Below are 21,065 nucleotides of genomic sequence, written 5' to 3' on the forward strand. Positions count from 1 at the left end.
AACCTGATCCGAAGAATCACAAAAAAAGTCCGTGATATCAGCGAGATCGTGCGACACGCCGTCCCAATTGGCGGATTCCCCCGGCCGCGCCCCTCTACGGTGTGGGGTGTGAGCAGCAGCGGCCTCATCTACGCAGTCATCGTCGGGGCCTGGGCCGCCTACTTGGTGCCCATGTGGCTCCGGAGGCAGGACGAGCTGAACGAAGCCCGTCCGACGGAACGCTTCTCCACCGCCATCCGGCTGCTTTCCGGCCGGGCGGGAATGGAGCGCCGTTACGCCAAGGGGCTGCGTGAGCGCGGTGACGAGGAGGCGCAGCCCCAGCCCCCCGCGGACCCGGACGCCGCGACGGAAACGGTGAAATCCGTGGACGCCGCCGACGCCCGGGCCGTCGTCGTGCCCCCGCCCACCCGGTCCGAGCAGAGATCGGCCGCCTCCGAGCGGGCCGACCGCGCGGAGCGGGCCCGCCGCGAGCAGCGCCTCGTCGTCCTGGCCCGCCGCCGGCGCACCACCGCGCTGCTCTTCCTGATCTTCACCCTCGGCGCGGTCGCCGCCGCCGTCGGCGGACTCCAGTACCTGTGGGCCCCGGCGGTCCCCGCCCTGCTGCTGAGCACGTACATCGTGCACCTGCGGGTCCAGGAGCGGCGCCGCTACGAGTTCACCATGGACCGGCGGCGCGCCGAGGCGGCCGCCCGCCGGCTCCGCGAGAACCACCAGCGCCGACGCCACTCCGAAGGCACCGAGGCCGCGAGCTCCGACCCGGACCCTGCGCCACCCGTCTCCCCGCAGGAGGCCGGCCGGCGCGCTCTGGTCGAGCAGACCGACCACGCCGAGTGGGTGGACCAGCAGCGCGAACGCGAGCGCGGACCCGCCCGCGGTGACAGCTGGGAGCCCGTCCCGGTGCCGCTGCCGACGTACGTGACGGCCCCGGTCGCCCCGCGCGCCACCGGCCCGGCGACCCCGGACCCCTGGAGCGCGACCCGCTCCAGCACGGCCGAGCCGACGGAACCCCGCCTGCGCGCCCAGCCGTCCACCCCGTCGCCCCGCCCCCGCCCGCGCGACGCGGCCCGTACGCCCCTCTTCGACCAGTACGAGGGCGACGAGCGCCCGCGCGCCGCGAACGAGTGATCGATGACCTGCGCGGACGCTCCCCGATACCGATTTTGGAGCACCCGCGAGGGGATGCTAATGTTTCACACGTCGCAAGGGCCTGTGGCGCAGTCTGGTAGCGCACCTCGTTCGCATCGAGGGGGTCTGGGGTTCAAATCCCCACAGGTCCACAAACGACAGTTCACGGGTTGCTCCCGAGAACGTCATGAGATCCCGCTCAGTCGAAAGACTGGGCGGGATCTCGGCGTTTGTGGCGTCCTTGAGGTCACCGGCGGAGCGCCGGTGACCTCAAGGGGACGGCCGATCAGGAAGCCGGCGCCGACACCGTGTCGAAGTAGCGCCGACCGCCGTCGCTGAACCCCTTCACAGCGGCTTCGACCTCCTGCGTGGACTGGCCGCCCGCGGCGTTGTAGTAGACCCAGTCGATCTGCATGTCCCACGCGCGGTCCCCCTTGAACGGCAGGTCCACGAACCAGGTGTTGAAGTGCACCGACATGTCGGCGCGCGGGGCGTACTTCTTGTTGTTGGTGAACAGCTTCCGGCCGTCGACCTGATAGGTGACCGAGTCGTCCGTCACCGTGAGCAGGACCGTGTGCCACCCTTCCAGGCTCTTCTCCGACTTGCTGGTGACGCGGTCGTTCTTGTCGGCGTCGTGCCAGCTCGTGGTGTCCAGCTTGGGGCCAGGTGCACCCCAACCGCCGTTGGGCATGTACTCGTAGTCCAGTTCGCTGTACTTCGAGCCGCTACCGCCGATGGTGAAGAAGGTCTGGTTGACGTGGTCGCCGTTCCTGCCGCTCGTGGGCTTGTCGCTGAAGTGGATCCGTGCGGCGAACGTGCCGGTGCGGAACTTCTGCTTCAGCGTTCCCAGAGCCGCCTGCCGGGTACCGGCCGGCGTGCCGTCGGTCTGGGCGCGCAGCTGGAGCACCTGCGCGCCCAGGGCGTCCGGAGAGGGTGGGAAGCTGATCCCGTCCGCGGACCAGGTGTTCGCGATGCCGGGACCACCCTTGCTGGTCCGCACCAGCCAGCCGTGCTTGAAGAGCGCGGGGTCCTGAGGACCGCGGTAGTTGAAGTCGTCGAACATGACCCCGGCCGGGATCGCCGGGATCGCCGGGGCCGGCGGGGAGCCGGTGGCCCCGCCCGGGGCTGCCGCGGCACCGCCCTCGGGTTCCTCCCCCCACGCGAGAGCGCCGCGCTTGTAGGCGGTGACGGTCTTCGATTCCTTGTACGTGGTCTTGCCCCCGTCGAAGGAGCGGTCGTTCGACTGCTTCAACTTCCCGTGATCCGCACGGTAGAGCTGCAGGTCGATGCCGTTGCTGTTCGCGCCCGGTTCGAGGGTGCCTGCGTCCGCGGTGAAGCCGACCTCCAGGTAGTGGTCGGCCGTGTCGGTGGGCTTGTCCAGGGCGACGACGGTTCCGGTGACCTTGGAGCAGCCCGCCGCGGCCTGCACGCAGTTGAAGGCGTACGGGGTGTCCGTGTCCGCGGTGAAGTAGTACCGAAGCCGCACGTCACCCAAGGGCACCGGCTCCTTGGACGTGTTGAAAACCTCAAGTGAAGGCTTCACCAAATCTTCCGAAACAGTATCGGTGCGGTATCGGACGATAATCTCAGAGGGGTCCGATTCTTTTGTCGGATTCCCCGTCGAGTAGAACGCAATGCCACCGCCGACGACAGTGCCCGCTATGAGCAGTGCTCCGATCGGCTGCCAGATGCGGCGGCGCTGCATAGGGGGAGAGGTACGGCGGTCTGTCGACACGGGAAAAACTCCTCGGCAGGGGGTTTCGGCCGCGCTGAGGGGCTCGTTCGATCGCCTGGATCGCCCGGATGAGCACAACGCGTGAGTGAATTGCGGCGATCTTAACCCCAAGACTTCACTCTGTGTGCGGAAGAAGGTCCGTCATGTCGTACGGCCCATCGGTCCGGCCTTCAAGGGCCAGTCGGGCCAGGGGGTTTCGCGGCCGAGGCGGGGGAGGTGAAGGGCCCGAGACAGTCGAACCGGGCCTACGGTTGTACGCGGGATCGAGTGAGATGAAACACCGATCCGGGCAGTTATTTCGGTTGCAAATCTGTTGTTAGCATTCAGACCCTATTTGACCAATTCAGGTTTGTGCCGTCGTCCGGGTGGACCATGGCGTCCGCGGCGGGGGCTGGGGCGGGGAATGATTTTTGTGAACAAGACTGAAAATATCGATCTCGTGGTGGTCGGGCTCGGGTATGTAGGGCTGCCGCTCGCCCGTTCAGCCGCTGCGGCCGGCCTGAAAGTGGTCGGCCTCGACCGCAGCCGACGTGTCGTCGACGGTCTGAACGCCGGTCGTTCACACGTCGACGACATCACCGATTCCGATGTCGAGGCGATGCTCGGCCGGGGGTTCCGGGCCGTCGACGAGGCGGGCGTCATCGCCGACGCCAACGCGGTCGTCATCTGCGTACCCACCCCGCTGACCGAGCACGGTGCCCCTGATCTCGGAGCGGTGGACGCCGCGGTGGACGACATCGCGGCCCACCTCGCCCCGGGCACCCTCGTCGTCCTGGAGTCCACGACGTATCCGGGCACCACTGACGAGGTCGTGCGGCCCCGGCTCGAAGCCGGCGGCCTCCGCGCGGGCCAGGACTTCCACCTCGCCTTCTCGCCCGAGCGCATCGACCCGGGCAACCCCACGTACGGCCTGGAGAACACGCCCAAGGTGGTCGGAGGCGTCACGCCCGACTGCACCAAGGCGGCGCGCGGGCTCTACGAGCGCTTCGTGGGGCGGGTCGTAGAGGCGAAGGGCACGCGCGAGGCCGAGATGGCCAAGCTGCTCGAGAACACCTATCGGCATGTGAACATCGCCCTCGTCAACGAGATGTCGATGTTCTGTCGGGAGATCGGCGTGGACCTCTGGGACGCGATCCACTGCGCCTCCACCAAGCCGTTCGGGTTCGCCCCGTTCTTCCCCGGCCCCGGAGTCGGCGGCCACTGCATACCGATCGACCCCAACTACCTTTCGTACAAGGTGCGGTCGCTGGGGATCCCGTTCCGCTTCGTGGAACTGGCTCAGGAGATCAACCAGCGAATGCCCGTACACGTGGTCGCCCGGGCCGCCGACCTCCTCAACGACCAGGGCAAGGCCGTGCGCGGCGCGCGCGTCCTCCTGCTCGGCGTCACCTACAAGCCGGACATCTCGGACCAGCGGGAGAGCCCCGCGCGGGCCGTGGCGCACAACCTGCTCGCGAAGGGTGCCGAACTCGTCTACTTCGACCCGCGCGTCGACGAGTGGACCGTGGACGGGCTGCGTGTCGAGCGGGTCGAGGACTACCTCGCGGGCGCCGAGGAGGCGGACCTCACCATCCTGCTGCAGCCCCACCGGGAGATCGAGCTCGGCCTGCTCGCCGACCGCGCCCAGGCGCTCTTCGACACCAGCGGCAAGTCCGAGGCGCACCCCTGCGTGGTCAAGCTGTGACCACCCGGGACACCTATGTGGCGGGTGCCGTCGATTCCGGCGGCCACCAGAAGCACCGCAAGCGCAGACACCTGAAGGTCTCCTACTTCGTCTTCGCGGGCCTCGCCGCGCTGATCGCGACCCGGCTCGACACCGGTTCGCTGCACCTCTACTCGCTCGGCGCGCTGGGCCTGCTGTCGCTGAAGATGTTCGGGGCGCTGTTCTACCGGCCGGCCAAGGCCGACCAGGCGCAGCTGGAGTACCTGGAGAGCCGCTGGGTCACGGCGGTCATCCCGATCTACAACGAGGACCCCGTGATGTTCGAGCAGGGGATGCGCAGCCTGCTCGCGCAGAGCCGGCTCCCCAACGAGGTCCACATCATCGACGACTGCAGCGCGGACCCCGGCGGCATCCGTGCGGCCAAGAAGATGCGCCGCGAGTTCGAGGCGCGCGGGGTGAAGTACACCGTCAGCGTGCAGCCGGAGAACAAGGGCAAGCGCGAGGCGCTCGCCCGCGGCTTCGTGGCGGCTCCGTACACCGACCTCTTCCTGTGCGTGGACTCGGACACGATCCTGTCCCGGGACACCGTCCGCGAACTGCTGCTGCCCATGGCCGACGAGAAGATCATGGCCTCGACCGGCATGGTCCTCGCCCTCAACCACGACAGCAACATCTTCACGCGCCTGCAGGATCTGCGGTACGGCAACTCGTTCCTCTTCGAGCGGGCCGCCTACTCGCGGCTGAAGTCCGTGCTCTGCTGCTGTGGAGCACTGTCCGTCTACCGCGGCACGCTGGTGCGCAAGTACCTCGACGACTTCCTCAACCAGCAGTTCCTGGGCAAGCCCGCGGTGTTCGGCGACGACCGCCGCATGACCAACTACTGCCTCATCGAGGGCCAGGTCGTCTTCCAGGAGACCGCGGTCGGCTACACCGCGGTGCCGGAGAAGCTGCCGCACTTCCTGCGCCAGCAGGTCCGCTGGAACAAGTCGTTCTTCCGCGAGTCGCTGTGGGCGTTCCGCAAGCAGAAGAAGTGGCGACCCGCGTTCTGGCTGACGACCATGGAACTGATGCTGTGGCTGGTCTTCGGCTCGGCCATGTTCTACTCCATGGTCATCCTGCCGATCATGCACCCGGAGAGGTTCGTCAACCACATCGGTGACTACCTCATGTTCATGGTGCTCATGGGGTACCTGCGCAACGTCCGCTATCTCGACTTCCCGCGCCGCGGGATGGGGCTGGTCAAGCGGTTCGGAATGTTCCTGCTGGCTCCGCTCTACGGTGTCATCCAGCTGACGCTGCTCACACCGCTGCGCTTCTACGCCCTGTTCACCCTGCACAAGGGCAGTTGGGGCACGCGGCAGGCGGGTGTCGAGGTCTCGGTGGCGGGCGGCCAGGAAGGGGAGGTCGCCTCCGTGTGGGAGGAGGAGGACCCGTACTCCAGCCCGAAGGTGACCGAGACGCTGCAGATGATGCGCCTGGGAGGCAAGGCGCTCAACCGGCTCACCCAGTCCCACCAGGCCGTGGCACCGCAGCAGACGGCCGTCCTCCAGGCGCACGTCACACCGCAGTACGCTGCGGAGCCGGCCTGGGGCGAGGCCGAGGGGCGGCAGCAGGCCGGCTGGAACGCCCCCGTCCCCCAGCAGCCGGTCTCCTGGGGAAACCAGGAACCGGTCCAGCCGCGGGCCGTCGGCTTCCAGCAGCAGGCCGGTCAGCCGCAGTACGGGGAACCGGAGCATCAGCAGTACCCGCAGCCGCAGGGCAACGGGCAGGAGGAGTGGCTCGGCTGGCCGGCGCAAGGCGGTCAGGCCCAGGACCACTCCATCGATCCCTACTGGCTCCGGGACCAGGGCGGCCGGTAGCCGCGCATGCGAACAGGGGCGGTCCGCACCGAGACTCTCGGTGCGGACCGCCCCTGTTCGCATGCGCGGCGCGGCCGGGCTCAGGTGTAGTACTGCATCGCCTCCGCGACGGTCACCACGGGGATCCCGCGGGCGTCGATCTCCTTCATCATCGCGTCGAAACCCTTCCGGCTGATCTCCGTGCTGGATGCGGGGGCGCCCTCGACGATCTTGTGCATGCAGAGAATGAGCCAGTCACCGTTCTTCGCACAGCGGTCCAGCTTGCCGCCGAGGCCCGTCACCTTCGACAGCTGCGTACCACCGATCCCCGCACCGTCATTGATACCGGTGAGTGCCTTGAGGCGGTACGGCATGGCCGGGGCGTACGACTCGATCGTCTCGGAGATGATCGAGCGAGCCGTGCTGAAGTGCCGGCTCGCGAGCAGGTCGACCGGGACGCCGTCGGACGTCTTCTGGAACGCCCCGTGCGGGTACGCGAAGTGCTCGCTGGTGAAACCGTTGGACACCAGCCACTCGCGCAGGCGACGGAAGTCGTCGTCCGCCTGCTGCGCCGTGAGCTTGGGGTAGCTCGCCGTGTGAGTGGCGGTCGCGTACGAGTGACCGGCCATCTCCCAGCCGGACGTGTCCTGCATCGACCGCATCTGGTCGATTGTGAGGAAGTCCTTGGTGCCGATCGCATCGGCGATGTTGTAGACCGTGCCGGAGTATCCGTGGGCGTCCATCGCGGGCCGCGCCAAGTCGTGGATCGACTTGTGGGAGTCGTCGAAAGTGATCGACACCGCGCCGTTCGGGAAGACCGAGCTGGTGTCCGGAACCAGCTCGACGGCCTGGAGGTGGTAGGTCACCTGGCCGGCCGAGTCGTCGTACGCCGCGAAGGAAAGATCGGTGATGCCCGTTCTCGTGGACGGCACACCGGAGGGCGAAATCGAGTAGGCACCCGAGGCGCCGGCGATGTCGGCCCACTGGAGATGGACGGTCACCCACTCCCCGGACTGGACGTAATTGGCCGACGTCTTGGAGTGGGCGTGGAACTGCCAGACGAAGTGGTTCGCCAGGGAGCCACTGCCCGCATAGAAATCCAGTTTGGCCAGGTGGGCCACGTCCGTCACACGGAAGACGAGTCTGATCATCTTTCCGGTCAGGTCCATCGCGGGCAGCCCGACCTTGCGTACGTACGACTGCTTGCCCGTGCCGTTCGTCGTCACCCGCACCGACTGCGTCCCCCGGACGAAGGACGCCGTGTCGTTCACGTCCGACGAAGCCGTGCCGGCACCAGCCGGAGTCCAGCCGTGCTGCGCCTGGAACTGCTGGGACCACGTTGCCCGCCGGTACTTGGGGCGGCGGCCCGTCGGCGCGAACGACGGAGTCGTCAGGCCCTCGGCCAGCTGCCCGCCCGTGACGCTCATCTCACCGGCCCCCGCGCCGGCCGTGGCGGGCTGCGCCGGCACGGTGAGCAGTGCGCCGCCGGCCGTGAGGAGCGCACCCTTGCCGGCCAGACGCAGCGCGGAACGCCGGCTCACCGGATCCGGCGGATGACGGGACGTGTCGGACCCTGCAGAGGCTCCGGATATGGATTGATCACGGCGCACGGGACTCCCCCAAAGTGGACAGTGGTCGGATTCCCGTCCGTCCGGAAGGCCGGGCGGGATCTTCCGGGTTCGGTTACGCAGGGTTCAGCGGCTTCGTCATGCAGCGGCTGGAGTCGTGGAAGCGGTAGTGGCCGAACTTGGCGTCCGTCAGGGTGTAGCCCTCGGAGAGGTAGAGGGCGATGGCTTCCGGCTGCTGGTCGCCGGTTTCCAGGGCCATGCGCAGGCGGCCGGCCGCGCGGGCGTCCGCTTCGAGGGCGGCGAGCATGCGGCGGGCCAGGCCCAGGCCGCGGGCCTCGGGGATCACGTACATGCGCTTGAGCTCGGCGTCGCCGTCGGCGTAGCCCTCGTCGTTCGCCTCGTGGCTGCGCCAGCCGCCGCTGGCGACCGGTGCGCCCGAAGCGTCGTAGGCGAGGAGGTAGAGGCCCCTCGGCGGGACGAACATCGCCGGGTCGAGGAACGTTTCGTCGCCCTCGCCCTCGTAGCGCTCCTGGTATTCGATCTGTACTTGGTCGTTGAGCTTGACCGCGTCCGGGTCGTCGTACGACACGGCGCGGAGCTGGATCTCCTGAGACATCGGAACAGCCTACGGAACGCTCCGGCTATCGTGCAGGGATGTTCTCCGTGACCTCCGTGAATGTGAATGGGATCCGCGCCGCCGCCAAGAAGGGGTTCTCCCCGTGGCTCGCCGGGTCGGATGCCGACGTCGTCTGCCTGCAGGAAGTGCGGGCCGAGGAGGGGCAGATTCCGGAGGAGGTGCGGTCGCCCGAGGGGTGGCACACCGTGTTCGCTCCGGCCGCCGCCAAGGGGCGGGCCGGGGTCGCGCTCTACACGCGGCGGGAGCCGGAGCGGGTGCAGGTCGGATTCGGGAGCGACGAGTTCGACGACAGCGGGCGGTACCTGGAGATCGATCTGCCCGGTGTGACCGTCGCCAGCCTCTACCTGCCCTCCGGGGAGGCCGGGACCGAGAAGCAGGACGAGAAGTACCGGTTCATGGAGGAGTTCCTCGGCTATCTGAAGGAGCTCAAGGCGCGGGCCGCCGCGGACGGGCGCGAGGTCGTCGTCTGCGGTGACTGGAACATCTGCCACCAGGAAGCCGACCTGAAGAACTGGAAGACCAACCGGAAGAACGCCGGCTTCCTGCCCGAGGAGCGCGAGTGGCTCGGGAAGGTGTACGACACCGCCGGGTACGTGGACGTGGTGCGGAGCCTGCACCCGGACACCGAGGGGCCGTACTCCTGGTGGTCCTACCGCGGGCGGGCCTTCGACAACGACGCCGGCTGGCGGATCGACCTGCAGGTGGCGACGCCGGGGCTGGCGGCCAAGGCCGTCAAGGCGTTCGTGGAGCGGGCCGAGACGCACCCCGAGCGGTGGTCGGACCACGCGCCCGTGACCGTGGTCTACGAGCTCGGGGTCTGAGGCACCTGAGCCGCCTGGTCCGCGGCCGGCGGGCGCAGGCGCTCCATGGCCATCGTGAGTTCCGCTTCGACCACGCTCTTGGCCAGGGGGCGCAGCCGCGGGACGGCTTCCTCCGAGATGTGGGTGGAGATGAGGTCCGCGAACAGGGCCGCCATCGCGTCCGCGTGCTCGCGCACCAGGCGGCCCGCCTCCAGGACGGCCGAGAGCGGTACGCCCTCGCGGACCAGGGCCGAGGAGACGTCCAGGAGCCGGCGGCTGACGTGGACGATCTCCTCGCCGTCGGTGGCGAGGTAGCCGAGGTCGAGCGAGGCCGCCAGGTTCTCCGGGGTGACCTCGCCCTCGAAGTAGTCGGCGAGGGCCTCGGGCGTCAGGCGGACCGGGGTCTCCTCGGACCGGTCGATGCCCAGGAGCTCACCCAGCTGGCCGACGTCGCGGCCGTTCTCGAAGGCGACGGTCAGCTCGGCGATCCCGCCGAGGGTGTGGCCGCGCTCCAGCAGGGCGGCGATGGTGCGCAGCCGGGCCAGGTGCTGGTCGTCGTACCAGGCGATGCGGCCCTCGCGGCGCGGCGGCGGCAGGAGCTTGCGCTCACGGTAGAAGCGCAGGGTGCGTACGGGTATGCCGGCGGCCTCGGCCAGCTCTTCCGTGCGGTATTCGCGCACTGTGGTCCTTGCCCCTGTCGCTTCTGCGGTTCGGATGGGGGGTGTGCCGCGTCCTGCGTCGCATTGTGCGGCACGTGCGCAGCCTAGGGCGTACTCCCGGTAACTTTCCCGGCGCGACCCCTACCCATGAGTACGGGGCTGCTCTACTCTCCCGATTGTGCCAGTGATTGCTGGCAGCATCTGAATGGGCGTTGGCATCGGCATCCGAAGGTGGCTGGCATGGGCGGTGGCATGGACGGGCGCGAGCAGGAACGCGAACACGTACGCGTGGCGGTGATCGGGTCAGGGTTCGGCGGGCTGGGCGCCGCGGTGCGGCTGCGGCGCGAGGGGATCACGGACTTCGTCGTCCTGGAGCGCGCCGATTCCGTCGGCGGCACCTGGCGGGACAACAACTACCCCGGGTGCGCCTGCGACGTGCCCTCCCACCTGTATTCCTTCTCCTTCGCTCCCAATCCCGACTGGCCCCGCACGTTCTCCGGCCAGCCCGCGATCAGGGAGTACCTGGAGCACGTGGCCGACACCTTCGGACTGCGCCGCCACATCCGGCTGAACCACGAAGTCCTGATGATGCGGTGGGACGCGGACGCGATGCGGTGGGAGATAGAGACCTCGGCCGGGGACTTCACCGCCGACGTGGTCGTCTCCGCCACCGGGCCGCTGTCGGACCCGAAGATGCCGGAGATACCCGGACTCGCCGGCTTCCCCGGCAAGGTCTTCCACTCGGCCCGCTGGGACCACGACTACGACCTGCGCGGCAAGCGCGTGGCCATGATCGGTACGGGCGCCTCCGCCATCCAGATCGTGCCCGCCATCGCGCCCGAGGTGGACCGGCTCACCCTCTTCCAGCGCACCCCGCCGTGGGTGATGCCGCGCACCGACCGGGCGATCACCTCGGTGGAGCGCTGGCTGCACCGCCAGCTCCCCTTCACCCGGGCGGCCCGCCGCGGGCTGCTGTGGGGGATCAGGGAACTCCAGGTCAGCGCCTTCACCAAGCGGCCCAACCAGCTCGGGCTGATCGAGTCCCTCGCCAAGGCGAACATGGCGCGCTCGATCAAGGACCCGGAGCTGCGGGCCAAGCTGACGCCCTCGTACCGCATCGGCTGCAAGCGGATCCTGCTGTCGAGCGAGTACTACCCGGCGCTCGCCCGGCCCAACGTGGACCTCGTGGCCTCCGGGCTGAAGGAGATCCGGGGTTCGGTGCTGGTCGCGGCCGACGGGACCGAGACCGAGGCCGACGCGATCGTCTTCGGCACCGGCTTCCACGTCACGGACATGCCGATCGCCGACCGGGTGGTGGGCGTGGACGGCAAGACCCTCGCCGAGGTCTGGAAGGACGGGATGCAGTCCCTGCGCGGGGCCACCGCGGCGGGCTTCCCGAACTGGATGACGATCATCGGGCCGAACACCGGGCTCGGGAACAGCTCGATGATCCTGATGATCGAATCGCAGCTGAACTACATGGCGGACTACATGCGCCAGCTCGGCCTCTTGGGCGGGAAGGTCGCCCTCGCCGCGCGGCCGTCCGCGGTCAACGCCTGGAACCGGCAGGTCCAGACCCGCATGCAGCGGACCGTGTGGAACACCGGCGGCTGCACCAGCTGGTACCTGGACGCGCAGGGCCGCAACACCACGGTCTGGCCGGGCACCACCGGGGAGTTCCGCAAGGAGACCCTGGGCGTGGACCTGAGCGAGTACGAGGTCGTACGCCACCGGGAGCGCGAGCGGGTGGCTGCCGTCGGCGGGGCTGAGTTCGCCTCCGGCGGGGCTGGATCTGCCGCTGAGGAGGGGGCCGCGTGAGCCGGCTGACGCACGTGACCGCCGGGCCGTACGCGCCGCCCGCCGCCCGGCGGGAGCTGGTCGCCACCTCCGCCGACGGTGCGCGCCTGCACGTCGAGGTGCACGGCGAGGACGGAGCCCCGGCCGTCGTGCTCGCCCACGGCTGGACCTGTTCCACCGCCTTCTGGGCCGCGCAGGTACGGGCCCTGTCCACCGGGCACCGGGTCATCGCCTACGACCAGCGGGGCCACGGCCGCAGCCCCGCCGGCTCCGTGTCCGGCTACGGCACCGAAGCCCTCGCCGACGACCTCGTCGCGGTCCTGGGGGCGACCCTCGCCCCCGGCGAGAGGGCCGTCGTCGCGGGCCACTCCATGGGCGGGATGACCGTCATGGCGGCCGCTGCCCGGCCGGAGTTCGCCCAGTACGTCGCCGCCGCGCTGCTGTGCAGCACCGGCAGCGCCCGGCTGGTCGAGGAGTCGCAGGTCCTGCCGTGGCGGGCCGGCCGCGCGAGGACCCGTATCACCGGGGCGGTCCTGGGATCCCGGGCCCCGCTCGGGCCCGTCACCCCCGTCGCCCGCAAGGTGCTGAAGTACGCCACGATGGGCCCCGGCTCCGCGCCCGACAAGGTCGAGGCCTGCGCGCGGATCGTCCACGCCTGCCCCACTCCGGTGCGGCACGCCTGGTCCGGGGTGCTGGCCTCCCTGGACCTCGACGCGCAGCTGGCCGCGCTCACCGTGCCCACCGCCGTCATCGGCGGCAAGAGCGACCGGCTGACACCGATCGTGCACGCCCGGGGGCTGGCGGCCGCGCTGCCGAACTGCGTGGGGCTCACCGAACTGACCGGGGTGGGGCACATGAGCCCGATCGAGGCCCCGGAGGCCGTCACCGCCGCCGTGCGCGAGCTCGCCGAGGTGTACGTCAGCCGATCCGACGTCAACGAACCCGCAAAGGAGAAGACCCCGTGAGTGCTCGCAGGAGTCTGGAAGGACAGGTCGCCGTCGTCACGGGGGCCGCGCGCGGGGTCGGCGAGCTGCTCGCCCGCAAACTGTCCGCCCGCGGTGCGAAGGTGGCCCTCGTGGGCCTGGAGCCCGAGGCCCTCAAGGAGGTCTCCGGGCGGCTGCACACCGACAGCGACCACTGGTACGCCGACGTCACCGACCACGAGGCCATGGCCCGGGTCGCGCAGGAGGTCAAGCAGCGCTTCGGCAAGGTGGACATAGTCGTCGCCAATGCCGGCGTCGCCTCCGGCGGGCCCTTCGCCGACTCCGACCCCGACGCCTGGCGCCGGGTCATCGAGGTCAACCTCATCGGCGGCGCCGTCACCGCCCGCGCCTTCCTGCCCGTACTGATGGAGAGCCGCGGCTACTTCCTGCAGATCGCCTCCCTCGCGGCGATCACCCCGGCGCCGATGATGACCGCCTACTGCGCCTCCAAGTCCGGGGTCGAGGCCTTCGCGCACTGCCTGCGCGCCGAGGTCGGCTACAAGGGGGTCAAGGTGGGCGTCGGCTACCTGTCCTGGACCGACACGGACATGGTGCGCGGCGCCGACCAGGACGAGGTCATGCGCGAACTGCGCCAGCGGCTGCCGTGGCCGTCGAACCAGACGTACCCGCTGGGGCCGGCCGTCGACCGGATCGTGGCGGGCATCGAGCGGCGTTCCGCGCACGTCTACGCGCAGTGGTGGCTGCGCGGCATGCAGGGGGTCCGCGGGTACCTGCCCGGGATCATCTCGGCAGTCGGGCAGCGCGAGATGAAGCGGTTCGAACCGCGACTGGCCAGTGTTTCCAAGGGGCTTGTGGGGGCCGGCGGGGCCGCGGACGAGCAGGAGCGCAGCCGGAACGGCTGACCGGAATGCGCTGAATGTCCATCTGGGCGAGACTGGTCGGGTTCCCCTTACCGAACACCGTTGCAGGAGTGAGGACACATGGGCATCAAGGACCAGTTCCAGGACAAGGCCAAGGAACTCGCGGAGCGGGCGAAGGCCTCCGGCAAGCAGGACGAGGTCTCGGAGCGGGCCTCGCAGGCGGCTGACCAGGCCAAGGACAGGGCCCGCGACTCCTTCGGCGGGACCGCCGAGAAATTCGACAAGTAGCGGTACCCAGCAACGCGTAGGGGTGCGACCCGCCGTCCCGGGTCGCACCCCTCTTGCGTGCCCTGCGCTCACCCCCGCGGCGGCAGCTTCGGCCGGCGCCGGTCCGGTACGTCCGTGTAGCCGGGCGGCACCGCGGCCGGGTCCTGTTCCAGCAGCTCCAGCGCCAGGTGCACGGCGTCGTCGAGCTGGGCGTGCCGCCCCTCCGCCCAGTCGAGCGGGGTGCGCAGGATCGGCAGGTCGGGCTCCACGCCGTGGTTCTCCACGGACCAGCCGTACTCGGGGAACCAGGCCGCGTTCATCGGCACCGTGATCACCGTGCCGTCGCCGAGGGTGTGCCGGCCGGTCATGCCGACCACCCCGCCCCAGGTGCGCTGGCCGACGACCGGTCCGAGCCCCAGCAGCTTGAAGGCGGCCGTGATCATGTCCCCGTCGGAGGAGGTCGCCTCGTCGGCCAGGGCCACGATCGGGCCCCGGGGCGCGTTGGAGGCGTAGGAGACGGGCTGCGCGTTGCGGGTCAGGTCCCAGCCGAGGATCGAGCGGGTCAGCTTCTCCACCACCAGCTCGCTGATGTGCCCGCCGGCATTGCCGCGCACGTCCACGAGCAGGGCCGGCTTGGACATCTCGGCGCGCAGGTCGCGGTTGAACTGCGCCCAGCCCGAGCCGCCCATGTCGGGGATGTGCAGGTAGCCGCACTTCCCGCCGCTGACCTCCCGGACCACCTCGCGGCGTTTGGCCACCCAGTCCTGGTAGCGCAGCGGCCGGTCGTCGATGAGGGGGACGACCGCGACGCGGCGCGCGCGGCCCTGTCCCTCGGCGGGTTCGAAGGTGAGCTCCACGGTGGTGCCGCCGGCCGCCGACAGCAGCGGGTAGGGCCCGGTGACCGGGTCCACCGGCCGGCCGTCCACGTGGGTGAGGACCGCGCCCTCGCGGATGCCGGTGCCCGCGAGCGGGGAGCGGGCCTTGGAGTCCGAGGACTCGCCGGGCAGGATCCGGCCGACGACCCAGGCCCCGTCGCGGGGGAAGAGGTTGGCGCCGAGCAGGCCGATGGCCCGCTGGTAGTGCGGAGGCCCTTCGTTGCGGCGGGCCGGGGACACGTACGCGTGCGAGGTGCCGAGCTCGCCGAGCACCTCGCGCATCAGGTCGGCGAACTCGTCGGGGGAGGCGACCCGTTCGACCAGGAAGCGGTACTGGCGCAGCACCCCGTCCCAGTCGATGCCGCACATCTTCGGCTCCCAGAAGTAGGCGCGGATCAGCCGCCCCGCCTCCTCGTAGGCCTGGCGCCACTCCGCCGCCGGGTCCACCTCGTGCAGGATGCGCCGCAGGTCCAGGTAGACGGTGGAGTCGCTGTCGCCCGACTCGGTCGCCGGGACGGCTCGCAGGTCGCCGTCCTCGTTGACCACGAGCCGGGTGCCGTCGCCGCTGACCGCGAACCAGTCCAGCCCGGAGGCCAACTCCGTCTTGCGGGCCTTGGTGAGGTCGAAGTACTCCAGCGTCGGCTTGCCGCTGACGTCGGCCGGATTGGCGAAGGTCTCGCCGAGCGCGCCCGAGATCGGCCAGCGCAGCCACACCAGCCCGCCGCCGTGCACCGGGTACAGGGCCGAGTACTTGGAGGCCGACACCGGGAAGGGCGTCACCCGGCTCTCCAGTCCCTCCACCTCCACGGTGACCGCGCCGTCGCCGGACTCCGAGTCCCCCTCGACCGGGTCGAGTCCGCCCGCCGCCGGGCGCCCGTCGGGGGAGAAGGCGAAGGGGGAGGGGGTGGCCGAGGACAGCGGCACCAGGTACGGGCGGCAGCCCAGCGGGAAGGACAGGTCGCCGGTGTGGACGTCGTAGACGGGGTCGAAACCGCGCCAGGACAGGAAGGCGAGGTAGCGGCCGTCCCGGGTGAAGACGGGGTTCTCGTCCTCGAAGCGGCCGTTGGTGACGTCCACGATCGTGGGGGAGCCGGGTCCGGCGATCTTGGCCATCTTGATCTGGCGCAGCGAGCGGCCGATGCCCGGGTGCGACCAGGTCAGCCAGCAGCCGTCGGGGGAGAAGGCGAGGTCGGTGACGGGCCCGTTCTCGGACCGGATCAGCTCGCTGGCCTCCCCGTTGGACTCCTCGGTGGCGTCGATCAGCAGCAGCCGGCCGTCGTTGGAGGCGATCGCGAGCCGCTCCCCGTCGGGATCGGAGAGCAGCTCCAGTACGCGGCCCAGCGCGCCCGAGGCGAGCCGGCGCGGCTCGCGGTCGCCCGAGGCGCGGGGCAGGTAGGCGATCTCGATCGCGTCCTCGCCCTCCGCGTCGGTCACGTACGCCACCTGCCCGCCGCTGCCGAGCATCTCGGGCAGCCGGACCCGTACGCCCGGGGTGTCGGCGATGGTGCGGGCGGGCCCGTCGCGGTGCGTGAGCCAGTACAGGCTGCCGCGCACGACGACGGCGCTGGCCCGCCCGGTGGCGTCGACGGAGAGGGAGTCGACGTGGCTGGCGGCCGGGACCTGGTAGGTGCGGCGGCCGGCGCGGGGTCCGCCGAGGCGGACCTCCAGCTTGCGCGGGGAGGCGCCTTCGGCCAGCGACTCCACGATCCACAGGTCGCCGGCGCACTGGTAGACGATCCGGGAGCCGTCGCTGGAGGCGTGCCGGGCGTAGAACTCCTCGTGGTCGGTGTGCCGGCGCAGGTCCGTGCCGTCGGGCAGGCAGGAGTAGACGTTGCCGATGCCTTCGTGGTCGGAGAGGAAGGCGATCCGGCCGTCCACGAACATCGGCGAGTCGAGGTGGCCCTCGATGCCCTCCAGCAGCCGCTCGCCGTGCAGCCACAGCCGGCCGGTGGCGCCGCCGCGGTAGCGCTTCCACGCGGCGGGCTCGTGCGGGGGCTTGCCGGTCAGCAGCAGGGTGCGCCGCTCGCCCGGCTCCTCCGCGTCTGCGTCAGGGCGCGCGGCGTCATCGTGGACGGCGATGTCGGAGACGGGCCCCCAGGGGAGCCGGCCGCCGGGGCTGCCGTCGGTGGGGAGGGTGTACGCCCAGGCGAAGTGGGAGAAGGGCTGGCCGTGCGAGGAGACGGCCAGGATGTCGCTGCGGCCGTCCTTGTCGGGCGGGGTCCAGCCGCAGACCCGGGTGTCGGTGGCTCCCCAGTAGCTGAGGCGGCGCGCCGGGCCGCCCGAGACGGGGGCGAGGTGGATCTCGGGGTCGAGGCTGCGCCAGGTGGTGAAGGCGATGTGCTTGCCGTCGGGGGAGAACCGGGGGTGGCCCACCCGGGTCCGGTCGACGGTGATCCGCCAGGCCCGGCCCGCGGGCTCTCCGGGAGGAACCAGGGGCGCCACCCAGAGGTCGTCCTCGGTGGCGAAGCACAGCAGATCGTCGTGGAGATGGGGGAACCGGAGGTACGCCGCGTCGTGACTCACCCCCCAATGCTTTCCGCGCGGAGGGGGGCTGGCAACTCGTACAGGTGATCCATGCGGCTTCCCGTGGGGGGTGCGGGACGCCTCGGGTGCGTGACCGACACCACGCCCCAAGCGAAACGGAACGGTTTCGTTTCGCTTGGGGCCGGGGTATGGTCGATCCGTACGAAACGGTTTCGTTCGCTTGGGCAAGGTCGGGAGGAGATGCCGAGATGGTCGAAGAGGTCATGTCGCGTCGCAGCCGGATCACCCCCGAACGGGAAGCCGAACTGCACGGTGCGGTCCTCGACCTCCTCCGCGAGGTCGGGTACGAGGCGCTGACCATGGACGCGGTCGCCGCCCGTACGAAGTCCAGCAAGGCCACCCTCTACCGCCAGTGGGGGAGCAAGCCCGAGCTGGTCGCGAAGGCCCTGCGCTGCACCCAGCCGGTCTCCCTCCGGGAGATCGACACGGGCAGCATCCGCGGTGACTTCGGGGTCATGATCGAGAACTCCGACGATGCCCAGATGGCGAAGGACACCGCGCTGATGCGGGGCCTGACCCATGCGGTGCACGAGAGCCCCGAGCTCCACAAGGCGCTGCGGGACCTGCTGGTCGATCCGGAGATCAACGGTCTGCAGGAGATGCTGCAGAGAGCGGTCGACCGGGGCGAGATCGCCCCGGACTGTCCGGCCCTGGCCTTCGTTCCGCACATGCTCATCGGGGCGTTCATCGCCCTTCCGCTCATCGAGGACCGGCCCGTCGACCGGACCTTCCTCGGTGACTTCATCGACGCCGTGGTCTTCCCCGCCCTCGGCGTCTGATCCTGCCCGGCTTCACCAGCCCGGCTGCTCACCCGGCAGCCGCCCGCCCGCGCTGTCCCCGCGCTTGATTCCTGCCTGCTCCTGACACGCCGCTCTCGTCGTCGGAACGGCATTTCATGCCCTGATCCATCCCACGACCCGAACGGGAGAACCACCGACGTGGCCACCTTCCTCTACCGACTCGGCAGGGGCGCCTTCCGGCGCCGCCGATTCGTCGCCCTCGTCTGGGTGGCGCTGCTGTTCGTCGCCGGCTTCGGCGCGGCATCCGCGTCCGCACCCACCTCAGGCTCGTTCTCCATACCCGGCACGGAGGCCCAGAGGGCCTTCGACCTGCTGGACCAGCGCTTCCCGGGGATGGCCGCCGACGGCGCCACTGCCCGCATCGTGATCAAGGCCCCGGCCGGCGAGAAGGTCGACTCCGAGGCCGTCAAGCCTCAGGTCGAGAAGATCGTCAGCGAGCTGAAGGACGGTCCGGGCAAGGACCAGATCTCCTCGGTCACCAGCCCGTACGAGGCCCAGGCCGTCAGCCAGGACGGTTCCACCGCCTACATCAGCGTCAAGTACAAGGTCAGCGGCATGGAGCTGACGGACGCCACCCGCGAGGCCCTCACGGAGTCCGCCACCGCCGCCAAGGCCGACGGCCTGAACGTCCAGATCGGCGGCGACGCCCTGCAGGCCGCCCCCGAGACGGGCTCCGGCGAGATCATCGGCATCATGATCGCCGCGATCGTCCTCGTCATCACCTTCGGCTCGCTCATCGCCGCGGGCCTGCCGCTGCTGACCGCCCTCATCGGCGTGGGCATCGGCATCTCCTCCATCACCGCGCTCGCCAACGTGCTGGACCTCGGCTCCACCACCTCCACGCTCGCGATGATGATCGGCCTCGCCGTCGGCATCGACTACGCCCTCTTCATCGTCTCCCGCTACCGCGCGGAGCTCGCCGAGGGCCGCGAGCGCGACGAGGCCGCGGGCCGGGCCGTCGGAACCGCCGGTTCCGCCGTCGTCTTCGCCGGACTGACCGTGGTCATCGCCCTCGTGGGCCTGGCCGTCGTCAACATCCCGATGCTCAGCAAGATGGGCTTCGCCGCCGCCGGCACCGTGGTCATCGCCGTCTTCGTCGCCCTGACGCTGGTCCCGGCCATGCTCGGTTTCGCCGGCAAGAAGGTGCTGCCCGCCGGCACCAAGTCCCGCATCTTCGGCAAGGGCAAGCCCGCCGCCGAAGGCGCCGACGCCAAGCCCAACGGCGGCACCCGCTGGGCCCGCTTCGTCCTGCGCCGCCCCGTCATGGTGCTGCTCGCCGGCGTGATCGGACTCGGCATCATCGCCGTCCCGGCCAGCAAGCTGGAGATGGGCCTGCCGGACGACGGCGCGCAGCCGGTGTCCACCACCCAGCGCCAGGCGTACGACCTGCTCTCCGAGGGCTTCGGTCCCGGCTTCAACGGCCCGCTGATGGTCGTCGTGGACGGGGACAAGGCGCTCGCCGACGCGACGGTCGAGCGGATCAAGGGCCTGGACGGCGTGGCCGCGGTCATGCCGGCCACCCAGAACGAGGCCAAGGACGCCGCCGTCATCACGGTCGTCCCGAAGGACCGGCCGTCCTCCGTGCAGACCGAGGACCTGGTCCACGAGATCCGCGACGGCAGCGACAGCGGCAAGGTGTTCGTCACCGGCGCGACCGCGATGAACATCGACTTCTCGCAGAAGATGAACGACGCGCTGCTGCCCTACCTGGCGCTCGTCGTCGGCCTCGCCTTCCTGCTGCTGATGCTCGTCTTCCGCTCGATCCTGGTCCCGCTCAAGGCGGCGCTCGGCTTCCTGCTCTCGGTGGTCGCCGCCCTCGGCGCCGTCGTGGCGGTCTTCCAGTGGGGCTGGCTCGGCTCGCTCTTCGGGGTGGAGCAGACCGGTCCGATCATGTCGATGATGCCGATCTTCATGGTCGGCGTGGTCTTCGGTCTGGCCATGGACTACGAGGTCTTCCTGGTCACCCGCATGCGTGAGGCGTACGTCCACGGGGAGCGGCCGGGCCAGGCCGTCGTCACCGGGTTCCAGTACAGCGCCCGGGTGGTCGTGGCTGCGGCCGTCATCATGATCGCGGTGTTCTCCGGCTTCATGGGCGCCAGCGACCAGATGGTCAAGATGATCGGCTTCGCCCTGGCGATCGCCGTCTTCTTCGACGCCTTCGTCGTCCGCATGACCATCGTTCCGGCCGTCCTCGCGCTGCTCGGCCACAAGGCCTGGTGGCTGCCGAAGTGGCTCGACCGGATCCTGCCGAACGTGGACGTGGAGGGCGAGAGCCTGCGCAAGCACCTCGACGACTCCTCGGACGGCTCCGGTCCCGACAAGGACCGCGAACTGGCAGGCGTCTGACCCCTCGGTCGGTGACAGGCACCGGGTAGGAAGAAGAACGGCCCCGCACCGGGAGGTGCGGGGCCGTTCTCGTGGGATCGGGCGGGTCCGGCTGGGCCTAACGGGTGGCCGCGGGCGCGGGCGCGTACGTACGGCGCAGGAAGCGGCGCAGGGCGGCGATGTCGAACTGGACCACCGCGACGCCCTCCGGGGAGTGGAACTCGACGACCGCCTGGACGCGCCCGCAGGGCCAGACGCGTACGTCGCCGGTCCCGGTCGGGGCCTGGAGGCCGGCTTCCAGGAGGGCGCGGGGGAAGACCCACTCGTTGTCGGTGCCCTCGGGGGAGAGGCCGGCGGGGAACACGATCCGTACGGCCAGCGGCTCGTCGGGGACGAAGCGCAGGGCGACCGGGATGGCCCGGTAGAGGGGATCGTCGGTGATCACTCGGGCCCGCACGCGCTCCTCGATCAAAGGGGCCTCGGCGAAAGGAGCCTCGACGAGGGGAGCCGTGGCGGTCGCGGCCCGGGTGGCGGTGGCACCTGCGGATGGATTCTCGGCGGCGGCTGACATCGACAAGACTCCTCGAATCGGAACATTTGAGTCCGTATTGCCCCCAGCCTCGCACAT

General features: G+C 70.2%; 16 protein-coding genes and 1 tRNA gene. 11 read left to right on the forward strand and 6 right to left on the reverse strand.

Features of this window, described 5'->3' with window-relative positions:
- The first annotated feature begins 108 nt into the window (after window positions 1–108).
- Both ACE1OC_RS24390 and ACE1OC_RS24395 read left to right on the forward strand, forming a co-directional pair.
- Entirely contained in the window at window positions 109–1,125 is a 1,017-nt protein-coding gene (locus tag ACE1OC_RS24390) for a hypothetical protein (RefSeq protein ID WP_407838802.1), read from the forward strand.
- 78 nt (window positions 1,126–1,203) lie between these two features.
- Window positions 1,204–1,277: transfer RNA gene (locus tag ACE1OC_RS24395), tRNA-Ala, on the forward strand.
- Between the two features lie 134 nt (window positions 1,278–1,411).
- On the opposite strand, the gene ACE1OC_RS24400 is transcribed toward ACE1OC_RS24395, so the two are convergent.
- Entirely contained in the window at window positions 1,412–2,830 is a 1,419-nt protein-coding gene (locus ACE1OC_RS24400; protein ID WP_407838803.1) for a cellulose binding domain-containing protein, read from the reverse strand.
- 442 nt (window positions 2,831–3,272) lie between these two features.
- Between ACE1OC_RS24400 and ACE1OC_RS24405 the strand changes: the two genes are divergently transcribed.
- Both ACE1OC_RS24405 and ACE1OC_RS24410 read left to right on the forward strand, forming a co-directional pair.
- Window positions 3,273–4,544, forward strand: coding sequence for a nucleotide sugar dehydrogenase (locus ACE1OC_RS24405; protein ID WP_407838804.1), 1,272 nt, complete (start codon window positions 3,273–3,275; stop codon window positions 4,542–4,544).
- Window positions 4,541–6,382, forward strand: coding sequence for a glycosyltransferase (locus ACE1OC_RS24410; RefSeq protein ID WP_407838805.1), 1,842 nt, complete (start codon window positions 4,541–4,543; stop codon window positions 6,380–6,382). Before ACE1OC_RS24405 ends, ACE1OC_RS24410 begins: the two co-directional genes overlap by 4 nt.
- An 80-nt stretch (window positions 6,383–6,462) precedes the next feature.
- Here the strand turns inward: ACE1OC_RS24410 and ACE1OC_RS24415 are convergent, their stop codons facing one another.
- Window positions 6,463–7,902, reverse strand: a complete 1,440-nt coding sequence (locus ACE1OC_RS24415; protein WP_407838806.1) for a polysaccharide deacetylase family protein — start codon at window positions 7,900–7,902, stop codon at window positions 6,463–6,465.
- 142 nt (window positions 7,903–8,044) lie between these two features.
- Window positions 8,045–8,545: a GNAT family N-acetyltransferase gene (locus tag ACE1OC_RS24420; protein ID WP_407838807.1), complete on the reverse strand. Its 501-nt coding sequence runs from the start codon at window positions 8,543–8,545 to the stop codon at window positions 8,045–8,047.
- Window positions 8,546–8,583: 38 nt separating this feature from the next.
- Here ACE1OC_RS24420 and ACE1OC_RS24425 point away from each other — a divergent pair, with 38 nt between their 5' ends.
- Window positions 8,584–9,387, forward strand: coding sequence for an exodeoxyribonuclease III (locus ACE1OC_RS24425; protein ID WP_407838808.1), 804 nt, complete (start codon window positions 8,584–8,586; stop codon window positions 9,385–9,387).
- Here the strand turns inward: ACE1OC_RS24425 and ACE1OC_RS24430 are convergent.
- Window positions 9,369–10,046 carry a MerR family transcriptional regulator gene (locus ACE1OC_RS24430; RefSeq protein WP_407838809.1) on the reverse strand — a complete coding sequence of 226 codons (678 nt, stop codon included), beginning with the start codon at window positions 10,044–10,046 and terminating at the stop codon, window positions 9,369–9,371. The two genes, ACE1OC_RS24425 and ACE1OC_RS24430, sit on opposite strands and share 19 nt — an antisense overlap.
- Window positions 10,047–10,265: 219 nt before the next feature.
- Here ACE1OC_RS24430 and ACE1OC_RS24435 point away from each other — a divergent pair, with 219 nt between their 5' ends.
- The 4 genes from ACE1OC_RS24435 to ACE1OC_RS24450 all read left to right on the forward strand — a co-directional run bounded on the left by ACE1OC_RS24435 (window position 10,266) and on the right by ACE1OC_RS24450 (window position 13,914).
- A complete protein-coding gene (locus tag ACE1OC_RS24435) occupies window positions 10,266–11,843 on the forward strand; it encodes a flavin-containing monooxygenase (RefSeq protein ID WP_407838810.1) in 1,578 nt (525 codons plus the stop codon).
- The gene (locus ACE1OC_RS24440) at window positions 11,840–12,787 is read left to right on the forward strand and encodes an alpha/beta fold hydrolase (RefSeq protein ID WP_407838811.1); all 948 of its coding nucleotides are present in this window, start codon (window positions 11,840–11,842) and stop codon (window positions 12,785–12,787) included. Before ACE1OC_RS24435 ends, ACE1OC_RS24440 begins: the two co-directional genes overlap by 4 nt.
- On the forward strand, window positions 12,784–13,668 hold the full coding sequence (locus tag ACE1OC_RS24445) for an SDR family oxidoreductase (RefSeq protein WP_407838812.1): 885 nt from the start codon (window positions 12,784–12,786) through the stop codon (window positions 13,666–13,668). The genes ACE1OC_RS24440 and ACE1OC_RS24445 overlap by 4 nt, the downstream gene beginning before the upstream one ends.
- A gap of 78 nt (window positions 13,669–13,746) precedes the next feature.
- Entirely contained in the window at window positions 13,747–13,914 is a 168-nt protein-coding gene (locus tag ACE1OC_RS24450; protein ID WP_407838813.1) for a hypothetical protein, read from the forward strand.
- A 68-nt stretch (window positions 13,915–13,982) separates the two neighbouring features.
- On the opposite strand, the gene ACE1OC_RS24455 is transcribed toward ACE1OC_RS24450, so the two are convergent.
- A complete protein-coding gene (locus ACE1OC_RS24455; RefSeq protein ID WP_407838814.1) occupies window positions 13,983–17,291 on the reverse strand; it encodes a S41 family peptidase in 3,309 nt (1,102 codons plus the stop codon).
- Window positions 17,292–17,500: 209 nt separating this feature from the next.
- On the opposite strand from ACE1OC_RS24455, the gene ACE1OC_RS24460 reads away from it, so the two are divergent.
- Window positions 17,501–18,091: a TetR/AcrR family transcriptional regulator gene (locus tag ACE1OC_RS24460; protein WP_407838815.1), complete on the forward strand. Its 591-nt coding sequence runs from the start codon at window positions 17,501–17,503 to the stop codon at window positions 18,089–18,091.
- A gap of 159 nt (window positions 18,092–18,250) precedes the next feature.
- A complete protein-coding gene (locus ACE1OC_RS24465) occupies window positions 18,251–20,458 on the forward strand; it encodes an MMPL family transporter (protein ID WP_407838816.1) in 2,208 nt (735 codons plus the stop codon).
- Window positions 20,459–20,555: 97 nt separating this feature from the next.
- Here ACE1OC_RS24465 and ACE1OC_RS24470 read toward each other — a convergent pair whose 3' ends face one another.
- Window positions 20,556–21,008, reverse strand: a complete 453-nt coding sequence (locus ACE1OC_RS24470; RefSeq protein WP_407838817.1) for an SsgA family sporulation/cell division regulator — start codon at window positions 21,006–21,008, stop codon at window positions 20,556–20,558.
- Window positions 21,009–21,065 lie beyond the last annotated feature (57 nt).

Source organism: Streptomyces stoeckheimensis (assembly GCF_045822005.1).
In the GTDB taxonomy this organism is placed as follows: Bacteria; Actinomycetota; Actinomycetes; order Streptomycetales; family Streptomycetaceae; genus Streptomyces; species Streptomyces stoeckheimensis.